Below are 12102 nucleotides of genomic sequence, written 5' to 3' on the forward strand. Positions count from 1 at the left end.
CGGCGTCGGGTCGCCGACCCTCCGCCGCCCTCCGTCCGGCCCCAGGCCGCGCGGGCTCCGCGGTGGCGGCCGGGAGGCCGCGGCCCGCGGGCGGCGCGCCGGCTCTCAGGCGGCGAGTCCGCTCTCCCGGGAGACCAGGGCGAAGGGGTGCCCGCCCGGGTCGGAGTACAGCCGCACGTCGCGGGTGCCTCCGTTGTCCTTGGTGTCCAGCGGGCGGCCGCCGAGGCTGACCACCTCGCGCTCCGCCTCGTCCATGTCCCGCTGCGCGACGAGCAGGTGCAGGTGCGCCTCCTGCGAGTTCTCCGGGCGCGGCCAGCTCGGCCGGGCGTAGGAGCGGTCCCGGCGGATCGTCAGCGCCACTCCCCCGGGCGCGGTGACCTCGACGTAGTCGGGATGCCGGCCGAGCCGTGCCTCCGCGTCGAGCAACTTGGCGTAGAACTCGGCCAGTTCCTCCGGTTCCGCGCTGTCCAGCACGAGCACGCTGGTCTTCTCGACGGCCATCGACCCTTCCCCTCTCCCCGCACGGCCCTGGGCGGCCGCGCGGCCTCTCAACGTCTTTACCCAGGAGAGGCTTTCGCACGCCGGACGCCCGCACGCCGCACGCGAGTATGATCCGCACCACCGCCGCGGCAGGGAGGATGACAGTGAGCGCGTCGCTCGGCAGCACCGGGTCCCGGGGCCGGCGGGACACCTGGCGGAACTGGGCCGGCTGTGCCGTCGCCCGCCCCCAGCGCACCGTCACGCCGTCCACGACGGAGGCGCTCGCCGCGCACGTGCGGCGCGCCGCGGAGGACGGCCTCACGGTCAAGGCGGTCGGCTCCGGGCACTCCTTCACGGCGGTCGCGGCCACCGGCGGCCTGCTGGTCCGCCCGGAGCGGCTCAGCGGCGTGCGCACGATCGACCGCGCGGCCGGGACGGTGACGGTGGCCGCCGGCACCCGGCTGCGGCAGCTCAACGAGGTGCTGGCCGGAGCGGGCCTGTCGCTGAGCAACATGGGCGACATCATGGAGCAGACGGTCTCGGGCGCCGTCAGCACCGGAACGCACGGCACCGGCCGGGACTCCGCGTCGCTGGCGGCCGAGATAGCCGGGCTGGAGATGGTGCTCGCCGACGGGACGGTGCTGCGCTGCTCGCCCACCGAGAACGCCGACGTCTTCGCCGCCGCCCGGATCGGCCTGGGCGCCCTGGGCGTCATCACCGAGCTGACCTTCCGGGTGGAGCCGCTGTTCCTGCTGCACGCCCGCGAGGAACCGATGCCCTTCGACCGCGTCGTCGCCGAGTTCGACGCGCTGGCCGCCCGGAACGAGCACTTCGAGTTCTACTGGTTCCCGCACACCGGCAACTGCAACACCAAGCGCAACAACCGCGTCCAGGGCCCGGCGCGGCCGCTGCCCCGGGTGCGCGGCTGGGTCGACGACGAGCTGCTGTCCAACGGCGTCTTCCAGGCCGCCTGCTCGCTCGGCAAGGCGGTGCCCGCGACCGTCCCGCACCTCGCGCGGGCCGCGAGCCGGGCGCTGTCCGCCCGCTCCTACACCGACATCCCGTACAAGGTGTTCACCAGCCCGCGGCGGGTGCGGTTCGTGGAGATGGAGTACGCGCTGCCCGTCGAGGCGGCGATGCCGGCCCTGCGGGAGCTGAGGGCGATGGTGGAGCGGTCGCCGCTGCGCATCGGCTTCCCCGTGGAGGTGCGCACCGCGCCCGCCGACGACATCCCGCTCTCCACCGCCTGTGGCCGGGACACGGCCTACCTGGCGATGCACGTCTACCGGGGCACGCCGCACGCCGCCTACTTCGCCGCCGCCGAGCGCATCATGACCGCGCACGGCGGGCGGCCGCACTGGGGCAAGCTGCACCGCCGCGACGCGGGCTACCTGGCGGGCGTCTACCCCCGGTTCGCGGAGTTCACCGCGCTGCGGGACCGGCTGGACCCCGACCGGCTGTTCGGCAACGACTACCTGCGCCGCGTGCTCGGGGCCTGACGCACCGGGCCGGGCCGCACCGGGCCCGGCGCCCGCGTCGCGCCGGCCGGGCGCCGCACCGGCCGGGGCGGGGCCGCGGTCCGCGCCGGGCAGGCGGTTCCGGCGCCGGGCGGGCTACGGGTGCGCGGCCCCGCCCGGCTCCCCGCCCCGCGCGGCCGGTTGTCCCGGGACGGGCCCGCCCTCCGGCGGCGCGCCGTCCCCCTCCCCGGGCGGCCCGGTGCCACCGTCACCACCGGTCCCCGCGCCGCCGTCGCCCCCGTCGGGCCCCGGGGAGCCGTCCGCGCCGGGGCCCGTGCCGCCGCCGGGCTCGGGCGCGGGGGCGGACGCGCCGGGGTGGGGGGATTCCCCCGCGGGGGTGTCCTGCCCGCTGCCGTCGTCGTTCCCCGCTTCGGGTGAATCGGCGCCGTCCGCTCCGGGCTCCGCCCCGGGCGCCTCCGGGTCGGCACCGCCGCCCGGCGACTCCCGCGGATTGTCCGGACGTGCACCGGGCTCCGCGCCGCGTTCCCCGTCCGGTCGGCCACCCGGCGCTTCAGTCTCCCCGGTGCTCCCGGTCCCGCCGGGGGCACCGGAGCCGAAGACCTGGCCGACCGAGGTGCCCGCGCCCGTGCCCTCCGACACGCTGCCGCCGGTGACCAGCTCGTACGCCGTCAGCCCTCCGACGGCGACGGCGAAGACGAGTGCCGCGGGCAGCAGCGCCCGACGCGTGGCCCGCCGCCGGCGGGGAGCCACGGGCCGCGGCGCCCGCGCGGGGTCGCTCCCGCCACCGGGCTCCGCCGCGGGCGCCTCCCCGCCGTGCGGCAGCGGCCGCGTGCCGTCGTCGGCCGGCGGCGCGGGCTGCCGCGCGGCGCCCGTCCACGGCCGCACGGCCACCGTCCGCACCTGCTGGCCGGTCCGCCGGAACAGGTGCTGGAACACCGGCCCACCGGTGGTCGCGACGAGGCTGACCACGCCGGCGCCGACGAAGGTGCCGTAGACGCCGAGCCGCCCGGCGACGACCGCGGCGATCACCGCGGCCAGGGCACTGCTCACCACCTGCGGCACCGTCAGGTCGATGGCCCGCTCCCGCGCGGGCTCCCGCTCCGCGGGCTCCTCCGCTGCTCCCGGCCGACCGGTGTCCGGCGTCCGGCGCGTCTCCGTCGCGGACTTCACGGATCGCACGTCTTTTCCACTGCGCACACCGGTGGGACCGCCTGACCGGTGCCGTTAGTTCCGCTTCCGCGGCTTCTGTGAACACCGCCACCCTCGCCCGCCGGGGGAACATCACGGACTTTTCCGTGGATTTCGTCAACTCCCTTGCACCCGCGGAAGGTCGGCGGCGCGCCGGTCCTCCCCGCTTGGCTCTAATGGAGTAGTGTCGAATCCTGGCCCCGACCTGCCCGGCCGGTGTGGCGGAGCGTGAACGGATCTGTCACTCTGGGTGGCCAACCGGTCACCGTGCCACAGCGGCCGACCGGTGGGCGGGCCCGACACGCCGGGCAAGTCGGCAAAGGTTGTGGCAGGCTGCACCCCGGGCGGGCCACACTCGTCCAGCGGGGGCAGCGACGCACGTGACGTCGGCAGGCACCACCCGGGAGGTTCCCATGCCCGAACTGCGTGTCGTGGCCGTCAGCAACGACGGCACACGGCTGGTGCTCAAGGCTGCCGACAGCACGGAGTACACCCTGCCGATCGACGAGCGGCTGCGCGCCGCCGTCCGCAACGACCGCGCCCGCCTCGGCCAGATCGAGATCGAGGTCGAGAACCACCTCCGCCCGCGCGACATCCAGGCCCGGATACGAGCCGGTGCGACCGCGGAGGAGGTCGCCCAGCTCGCGGGCATCCCGGTGGAGCGGGTCCGCCGCTTCGAGGGCCCCGTCCTCGCCGAGCGCGCCTTCATGGCCGAGCGGGCCAGGAAGACGCCGGTGCGCCGCCCCGGCGAGAACACCGGCCCGCCGCTGGGCGAGGCGGTGGCCGAGCGGCTGCTCGTGCGCTCCGCCGAGAAGGACACCGTGCGCTGGGACTCCTGGCGCCGGGACGACGGCACCTGGGAGGTGCTGCTCGTCTACCGCGTCGCCGGCGAACTGCACTCCGCGAGCTGGACGTACGACCCGCCGCGGCGGCTGGTCCAGGCGCTCGACGACGAGGCGCGGAGCCTGCTCGGGGAGAGCGACGACACCCCGGAGCCGAGCCTGCCCTTCATCCCCCGGATCGCCCGGCTGCCGCGCGAGCGCGGCTCGGACGACTCGGGCCCCGCCCCGGCGCGGCCCGAGCGGGAGGAACGGGACTCGCTGACCAGCCTGCTGGAAGCCGTGCCCAGCTTCCGGGGCGACATGGTCGTGCCCGAACAGGCGCTGCCGGAGGCCGAGCCGGTCTCCTCCGACGAGGCGGACCCGGCCGACGCCCGCGAACCGTTGGAGCCGCCCGCCCCCGCGGCGAGCGCCGGAGCGGCCTACGCGGACGTGCTCATGCCCCGGTCGGTGGGCGGCCACCGCGACCGGCTGACCGGCACGACGGACCGTCAGGCGGAGGCCGACGGCGTGCGTCCCGGGCGCCGCGCTGCCGTGCCGAGCTGGGACGAGATCGTCTTCGGCACCCGCCGCAAGAAGGAGTAGCCCGCACGCGCGGGGCCCGGCGCCGGGCCCCGCGAACGGGCGGCCTCAGCCCGTGGCGACCGGGCGGGAGGGGTCGGCGCACCACTGCGACCAGGAGCCGACGTACAGCGCCGCGTCGACGCCCGCCAGGGCGAGCGCGAGCACCTGCTGCGCCGCCGACACCCCGGAGCCGCAGTAGACGCCCACCTCCGTCCCGGGTCCGACGCCCAGCGCGGCGAACCGCTCGGCCAGTTCGCGCGGGGAGCGGAAGGTGCCGTCGGCGGTGAGGTTCTCGCCGGTGGGCGCGCTGACGGCGCCGGGGATGTGCCCGGCGACCGGATCGATCGGTTCCACCTCACCCCGGTAGCGCTCGGCGGTCCGCGCGTCGAGCAGCACGCCGCGCCCGGCGAGCGCGGCGGCCCCGTCGGCGTCGAGCACGCGCGTCGCCCCCGGCTCGGGCACGAAGTCCCCCGGCGCCGGAGCCGGTACCTCCGCCGTCAGCGGCCCGTCCCACGCGGCGAGGCCGCCGTCCAGCACGCGCACCGAGGAGTGTCCGGTGTGCCGCAGGAGCCACCAGGCGCGGGCGGCGGCCCAGCCCTGGCCGCCGTCGTAGACGACGACCGGGCGGTCGGCGCGGACCCCGGCGCGCCGCATGGCGGCCCCGAACCGCGCGGGGTCGGGCAGCGGATGACGGCCACCGGCGCCGGGCGGCCCGGCCAGCTCGGCGTCGAGGTCGACGTAGACGGCACCGGGCAGGTGCCCGGCCGCGTAGGCGGGACGACCGGGCGGGCCGCCCACCTCGTAGCGCACGTCGAGGAGGACGGGCGGTTCCGGGTCGGTCAGCGCGGCGGCGAGTTCCTTCGCGGTGATGAGGGGTGTCATGGGCGCATTCTCGCGCACCGCGCGAGAATGGGGGCCGCACCGCGATTTTCCCGCCGGGGCCGGGTACCCGTTGTCCGTGCGGAGTGCGACGATGACTACACACCGCACGCGTCCGTACACACACAACGCGGCCTGTCGGCCCGCCCCCGTAGGTGCGCCCGGCGCCCGTCCCCGGACGCCGCGCACCCGCACGGCCGCGACGACGACGGCCCGACGATGGTCCAAGGAGACGACGCCGATGACCGAGGGAGCCGCTCGGTTCACCCCGGGCACGCCCTGCTGGGTGAGCCTGATGGTGCACGACCTGGCCGCCAGTGAGAAGTTCTACAGCGAGCTGTTCGGCTGGGAGTTCGAGGAGGGCCCGGCCACGTACGGGCCCTCGGTGTGGGCCCGCTTCGGGGACCGGCAGGTCGCCGGGCTCGGGGAGATGCCCGAGGGCCGCGAGCTGCCGGTGACGTGGCTGCCCTACCTGGCCACCGACGACGCCGACGCCACCTGCGCCCTGGTGCGCGACTGCGGCGGCACCGTCGGTGTCGGTCCGCTGGACTCGGGGCGGGACGGCCGCATGGCGATCGCCGCGGACCCCAGCGGCGCCACGTTCGGCATCTGGCAGGCGGGCGAGCACGCCGGCGCCCCGGCGGACGGCAGCGTGGGCACCCCGGTGTGGAACGAACTCGTCACCCGCGAGGGCGCGGAGGTCAGCGCCTTCTACTCCCGGGTGTTCGCCTACTCGACGGAGGCGCTCACCCCGCCGGGCCCGGCCGACCGGGACTACCTGACGCTCAGCGTGGCGGACCGGGCCATCGGCGGCATCCGGGGGCTGGGCCGCTCGCTGCCCGCCGACCGGGGCCCGCACTGGACGACGTACTTCGCCGTGGCCGACGCCGACGCGACGGCCGACGCGGTGCGGGAGCTGGGCGGCCACGTGGTGCGCGGCCCGCTCGACTCGCCCTACGGGCGGCTGGCCCAGATCACCGACCCGGAGGGCGCCCACTGCGCCGTCATCACCCTGCGCGACCCGGAGGACGCCGTCACCCGGGGCGTGCGCTGAGGCCGCGCGGGCCGGAGCCCGCCGGCGCCCAGCCCCGCGGCCCGCGCGCCGTCGCGCCGCCCGCCTGCCGCCCTGCCCGCACCGCGCCTCACCGGCGCGGTGCGGGCAGGGCGGGCGCCGCGACGGGCAGCACGTCCGGGGAGAGGGCCGCGGCCCGCGCCGCGGCGGCGGTCAGCCGGCGCCGGTGGTGGCGCCGGCACAGCACCTCGTAGCCGACATCGCCCGCCGGGCCGCCCGGCGCTCCGGTGTCGCCGTCCGTCCCGGCCCCGTCCCGCGCGGCGACGTCGCCGACGACGACCTGCGCGCCCTCCACCACCATCCGCCCGCCGACCGTGCGGGCGTTGTGGGTGGCGCGGGCGCCGCACCAGCACAGCGCCTCGACCTGGAGCACCTCCACCCGGTCCGCCAGTTCGATGAGGCGCTGCGACCCCGGGAACAGGCGGGTGCGGAAGTCCGTCGTGATGCCGAAGGCGTAGACGTCGATGCCCAGGTCGTCCACGACGCGGGCGAGCTGGTCGATCTGGGCGGGGGTGAGGAACTGCGCCTCGTCGGCGATGACGTAGTCGGCACGGCCGCCCGCGGTCAGGTGGCGCACGAGATGGGCGTGGAAGTCGAAGCCGTCCCCGGCCTCCACGGCGTCGGCCACCAGGCCGAGGCGGGAGGACAGGCGGCCCTCGCCCGCCCGGTCGTCGCGGGTGAAGGTCATGCCGATCAGTCCCCTGGCGCTCCGGTTGTGCTGGATCTGCAGCGCCAAGGTCGACTTCCCGCAGTCCATCGTGCCGCTGAAGAAGACCAGTTCAGGCATGGGGCGGGGCTGCCCTTTCGTCGTCGGGGGGCGTCGGGGGGCGTCAAAGGCGGCGAAGCCTTCGGACGTGTCGGGCGCGTCGGAGGCGTCACGTGGGGGCGCCGGGCGGAAGGGCGCCGGGCGGCCACCGCGGGCGTCGTCCCCGTCGGCGCAGGCCGCGGGGGTGGCGGCTCGCCGGTGCTCGGCCGCGCGGGGCGCGGCGGCCGTCAGCTCCGCACTTCCAGCAGCGGGACGAGCTGCTCGGCGGCCGTGACGGAGCCGTGCATGCCCACCAGCGCGGACTCCTTGGGCTCCGTGCGGGTGGCCACGACGGCGGCGGTGCCGTTCATCGCCACCACCACGTCCCCGATGCGCCGGTAGACCCGGTCGTCCACGCCCGCGCCGGGCGGGCCGAACCAGCCCAGCGCGATGGCCTCGTCCCGGGTGGCCACCCACGCCTGGTCGGCCAGCACCTCGCGCCAGACGGCGTGCACGTCGGCGGCGGCCCCGGGGACGGCGTACAGGTGCCGGGCCCGGCCCTCGCCACCCAGCAGGCGCACGCCCGCACCCAGCTCCCAGTCCTCGTCGAAGTCGAAGCGGGCCTCGGGGGTCGGCGGCACGTCCACCATGCCGTGGTCGGCGGTGACGTAGAGCACGCTGCGCGGCGGGAGCTGCTCGGCGAGCCGCTGCGCGAGCCGGTCGACGTGGGCGAGCTGGAAGCGCCAGGCGTCGGAGTCGACGCCGTAGCGGTGGCCGTTGCCGTCCAGGTCCGCGTAGTACGTGTAGACCAGCGCGCGGTCGGCGGCGGCCAGGCGCTCGGCGGCGAGGTCCATGCGGTCCTCGCCGGACAGGCGGCCCAGGAACGTGCCGCCGGACAGCGCGATCTCGGTGAGCGGCGTGTGCGCGAAGTGCGGGGCGGACACCTGGCTGGTCGCCACCCCGGCCGCGTGGGCGAGCTGGAAGACGGTCGGGTACGGCTGCCAGAGGTGGGGGTTTGTCCAGGGCTGCCAGCGGAGCTGGTTCATCAGCGCGTCGCTGTCCGGGTCGAGCACGGCGTACCCGGGCAGCCCGTGTGCGCCGGGGGTGCGGCCGGTGCCGACGGACGCCAGCGAGGTGGCCGTGGTGGAGGGGAAGCCGGAGGTCAGGGGCCGCCCGCTGCCCCCGGCGGAGCCGGGCAGCAGCGAGGTGAGGAAGGGCGCGTGCTCGGGGTGGGCGCGCAGCACGTCCCAGCCGAGTCCGTCGACGAGGAAGACGCAGGCCCGGTCGGCCGGGGGGAGCTCCAGGCGGGTGTCGTGGACCGGCACCCCGAGCCCGGCGGCCACGGCGGGCAGCAGGTCGGCCAGGGAGGCGGTGCCGTAGGCGGGGACGGGCGCGGTGCGCGGGTCCAGCGGCGCGGGTTCGGGCCAGGCGGCGTCGGCGGGGGCGGGCTGGACCATCAGCGGGCGGCCACCGTCGCCTCGGACAAGCTCTGCGCGAACTTCAGCGCCTGGCGCACGGTGTCGGGCCCGTCCCCGGCCTCGCTGACCCGCAGCGACAGGTCGTCGGCGGTGGTGGAGCCGGTGTAGCCGTGGTCGGCCTCGCAGTTGGGGTCGCCGCAGGCGGCGGGTTCGAGGTCGATGCGGCTGACGGCGCCCCACCCGATGGTGAGCACCACCTCGCGGGGCAGCGTGCCCGGCTTGTAGGACTCGGGGTTGGCCACCACGCGGCTGAGGACCACCGAGGAGATGCGCTCCAGGCGGACGGACTCGGTGGAGGTGGTGGCGTAGGGCACCGGGGAGCTGCTGTCGGCCGCCTGCTCGTCGGTGTGGCTGACGATGAAGCGCGTCGCGGTCAGCACCAGCACGGTGACGTGGCGCCGCACCTCGTTGGCGTCGAACGTCGTCTCCTGGTGCACGAGGAACGACGCGACCGGCTCGCCGCCCACCGCGGCCTCCACGGCCTCGGCCACCAGTGCGGGGTAGTAGCCGCTGCGTTCGATCGCCGCCCGCAGCCCCTGCGTCGTCGTTCCGGTCTTCGCCATGCGGCCCATCCTAAGGCCCGAGTGCCGGCGCCTTGGCGGCCTGCGCCGGGGCGTCACCAGGCGGAGAGCCGGCGCGGGCCGAGGTCCGTGGTCGCGGGGGGCGGTGCGAGGCGCACGGCGGCGCTCAGCACGGCCAGTCCGCGCGGCGCGACGACCACCGGCTCCAGCTCGACGGAGACGATCTCGGGGTGGTCGTCCACCAGCCGGGAGACCTTCAGCAGCAGCTCCTCCAGCGCGGCGGTGTCCACCGGCCGCGCGCCGCGCCAGCCGAAGAGCATGGGGGCGCTGCGGATGGCGCGCACGAGCTGCGCGGCGTCGCGGTCGGTGACGGGCACCAGGCGGTGGGCGACGTCGCCGAGCAGTTCGGACGGCGGCCCGGCCAGGCCGAAGGCCAGCACGGTGCCGATGGAGGGGTCGACGGTGGCTCGCACGACGGTGTCCACGCCGCGCGGCACCATGGCCTGCACCACGGGCCGCAGCTCCTCGGGGCGGCCGAGGGCCTCGGTGAGCTCCGCGTACACCCGGCGCAGTTGCTGCTCGGAGACGATGTCGAGCCGCACACCGCCGAGGTCGGCGCGGTGGCGCAGGTGTGGCGCGGTGGTCTTCAGCGCCACCGGGTAGCCCAGTTCGGCGGCGGCCCGCACGGCGGTGCCCGGGTCGGGGGCGGGGCGCGCGGTCAGCACCTCGATGCCGTAGCGGGCGAGCAGGGCCGCGGCGTCGGCCGGGGTGAGGGCCAGGCTGTGCGGACGGGCGGTGACGGTGGCCCCGGCCGGCTGCGGCGGGGCTCCCGTGCCGTACAGCGCGCGGGCCACCGCGGCGGCGGCCCCGGCCTCGTCCACGTCGTCCTCGGGCACGCGGCCGGGCTCGGCGGCCTCGCGCCGCCACTGGGCGTAGCGCACGGCCTGGGCGAGCGCGCGCACCGCGCGCTCGGGCGCCGGGTAGGCGGGGATGTGGCGGGCGCTGAGCGCGGCGTCCAGCCCCTCGATGGCGGCGTGGGCGACGGCGACGGGCTTGCCGGACCCGGCGGACGCCCGGTGCAGCGCGTCGGCCAGCTCGGCGGCGCCGTGGTCCTCGACCCACGGGATGGCGGTGACGACGACGGCGTCCGTGGCGGGGTCGTCGAGCGCGGCCGTCAGGGCGCGGTGGAAGTCGGCCGGCGCGGCGGTCGCGGTGAGGTCGACCGGGTCGCGCGGGGCGAGCCGCTGGGCGAGGCAGGCGTCGTAGGTGAGCAGGCACAGCGACTCGGCGTTGCCCAGGGTGGCGATGCGCGGGCCCGCGGGCAGCGGCTGGAAGGCGAGCTGCAGCCCGGTGTCGACGAGCTCGGTGTAGGTGTCCACCAGCAGCACCCCGGCCTGGCGCAGCAGGTCGGTGACGGTGGCGTCGGAGGCGCGCATCGCGGGCGCGGCGTGGCCGGGCGGCGGTGCGCCGCCGCTGTGCCGCGCGCCGCGCACCACGACGACCGGCTTGCGCGGCGCCGTGCGCCGCACCAGCCGGGTGAACTTGCGCGGGTTGCCGATGGACTCCAGGTACATGAGGACGACGTCGGTGTCGGGGTCGTCGTCCCAGAACTGCAGGACGTCGTTGCCGGAGACGTCGGCGCGGTTGCCCGCGGAGACGAAGGAGGACAGCCCGCTGCCCCGGCGGTGCAGCCCGGCCAGGAGCGCGATGCCGATGGCGCCGGACTGGGTGAACAGGCCGACGCGGCCGCGCTCGGGGGTCTGGCTGGCCAGGGTGGCGTTGAGCCGGACGTCGGGGGCGGTGTTGATGACGCCGAACGCGTTCGGCCCGACGATGCGCATGCCGTAGGAGCGCGCGGCGCGGACGAGCGCGCGCTGTGCGGCGCGGTCGAAGTCGGCGGAGAGCACGACCAGGCCCTGCACGCCGTGCTCCCCGCAGGCGGCGACCACGGCGTCCACCTCGGTGGCGGGCACGGCCAGCACCGCCAGGTCCACCGGCTCCGGGATCTCCCGCACCGTGCGGTGCGCGGGCACGTCGGGCAGGCCCGGCAGCCGGTCCGTCCCCTCCGGGACGCGCTGGTTGACGGCGTAGACGCGCCCGGTGTAGCCGGCGCCGGTCAGCGAGTCGAGCACGGCCCGCCCGGCGCCGCCGGGGGCGCGGCTGACCCCGATGACGGCGACCGAGCCGGGGGCGAGCAGCCGCTGCACCGAGCGGGCCTCCGCACGCTGTTCGCGCCCGCGCATGACGGCCAGGGACCGCTCGGTGGGCTCCAGGTCCAGGGTGAGGTGGACGGAGCCGTCCTCGAAGCTGCGCCGCTGGGAGTACCCGGCGTCGGTGAAGACCTTGGCCATCTTGGTGTTGGCGGGCAGCACCTCGGCGGTGAAGCGCCGCACGCCGCGCTCGCGGGCGCAGGCGGCGATGTGCTCCAGCAGGGCGGAGGCGACGCCGCGGCCCTGGTGGGCGTCCTGGACGAGGAAGGCCACCTCGGCCCGGTCGGCGGGGGCGGAGGCGGGGCGGCCGAGCTCGTCGATGCGGTCGTAGCGGACGGTGGCGATGAACTCGTCGCCCACGATGGCGGCCAGCCCGACGCGGTCCACGTAGTCGTGGTGGGTGAAGCGCCGCACGTCCCGGTCGGACAGGCGCGGGTAGGGCGCGAAGAAGCGGTAGTACTTCGACTCGTCGGAGACCTGTTCGTAGAAGCTCACCAGGCGGTCCGCGTCCTCGGCGGTGATCGGCCGGACGCGGGCCGTGCCGCCGTCGCGCAGGACCACGTCGGCTTCCCAGTGGGTCGGGTAGGCGCGCTCGGTGGGCGTCTGCATACGCCCAGCGTACGGCGCCGCGCCCGGCGGCGTTCCGGC

At 76.8% G+C, this 12102-nt stretch carries 10 protein-coding genes; 3 read left to right on the top strand and 7 right to left on the bottom strand.

Annotated elements, in window-relative coordinates; translation table 11 throughout:
* Positions 1-105: 105 nt before the first annotated feature.
* Positions 106-501 (bottom strand): VOC family protein, encoded by a 396-nt coding sequence (locus OSB71_RS11520; protein ID WP_265947196.1) that lies wholly within the window; start codon positions 499-501, stop codon positions 106-108.
* Between the two features lie 137 nt (positions 502-638).
* On the opposite strand from OSB71_RS11520, the gene OSB71_RS11525 reads away from it, so the two are divergent.
* The gene (locus OSB71_RS11525) at positions 639-1979 is read left to right on the top strand and encodes a D-arabinono-1,4-lactone oxidase (RefSeq protein ID WP_265947199.1); all 1341 of its coding nucleotides are present in this window, start codon (positions 639-641) and stop codon (positions 1977-1979) included.
* Positions 1980-2093: 114 nt separating this feature from the next.
* Here the strand turns inward: OSB71_RS11525 and OSB71_RS11530 are convergent, their stop codons facing one another.
* Positions 2094-3137, bottom strand: a complete 1044-nt coding sequence (locus OSB71_RS11530; RefSeq protein WP_265947201.1) for a hypothetical protein — start codon at positions 3135-3137, stop codon at positions 2094-2096.
* 389 nt (positions 3138-3526) lie between these two features.
* Between OSB71_RS11530 and sepH the strand changes: the two genes are divergently transcribed.
* Positions 3527-4570: a septation protein SepH gene (gene sepH, locus OSB71_RS11535; protein WP_265947203.1), complete on the top strand. Its 1044-nt coding sequence runs from the start codon at positions 3527-3529 to the stop codon at positions 4568-4570.
* A gap of 45 nt (positions 4571-4615) precedes the next feature.
* On the opposite strand, the gene OSB71_RS11540 is transcribed toward sepH, so the two are convergent.
* Complete coding sequence (locus OSB71_RS11540; RefSeq protein ID WP_265947205.1) at positions 4616-5431, bottom strand: sulfurtransferase; 816 nt, start codon at positions 5429-5431, stop codon at positions 4616-4618.
* Positions 5432-5669: 238 nt separating this feature from the next.
* Between OSB71_RS11540 and OSB71_RS11545 the strand changes: the two genes are divergently transcribed.
* Positions 5670-6482, top strand: coding sequence for a VOC family protein (locus OSB71_RS11545; RefSeq protein ID WP_265947207.1), 813 nt, complete (start codon positions 5670-5672; stop codon positions 6480-6482).
* 88 nt (positions 6483-6570) lie between these two features.
* On the opposite strand, the gene OSB71_RS11550 is transcribed toward OSB71_RS11545, so the two are convergent.
* The 4 genes from OSB71_RS11550 to OSB71_RS11565 form a co-directional block, all read right to left on the bottom strand.
* Complete coding sequence (locus OSB71_RS11550; RefSeq protein WP_265947209.1) at positions 6571-7287, bottom strand: thymidine kinase; 717 nt, start codon at positions 7285-7287, stop codon at positions 6571-6573.
* Between the two features lie 206 nt (positions 7288-7493).
* The gene (locus OSB71_RS11555) at positions 7494-8702 is read right to left on the bottom strand and encodes an alkaline phosphatase family protein (protein WP_265947211.1); all 1209 of its coding nucleotides are present in this window, start codon (positions 8700-8702) and stop codon (positions 7494-7496) included.
* Positions 8702-9286 (bottom strand): DUF5998 family protein, encoded by a 585-nt coding sequence (locus tag OSB71_RS11560; protein WP_265947213.1) that lies wholly within the window; start codon positions 9284-9286, stop codon positions 8702-8704. Before OSB71_RS11560 ends, OSB71_RS11555 begins: the two co-directional genes overlap by 1 nt.
* 53 nt (positions 9287-9339) lie before the next feature.
* Positions 9340-12063: a bifunctional acetate--CoA ligase family protein/GNAT family N-acetyltransferase gene (locus OSB71_RS11565; RefSeq protein ID WP_265947215.1), complete on the bottom strand. Its 2724-nt coding sequence runs from the start codon at positions 12061-12063 to the stop codon at positions 9340-9342.
* Positions 12064-12102: the final 39 nt, after the last annotated feature.

Source organism: Streptomyces marinisediminis (genome assembly GCF_026262575.1).
GTDB lineage: Bacteria > Actinomycetota > Actinomycetes > Streptomycetales > Streptomycetaceae > Streptomyces > Streptomyces marinisediminis.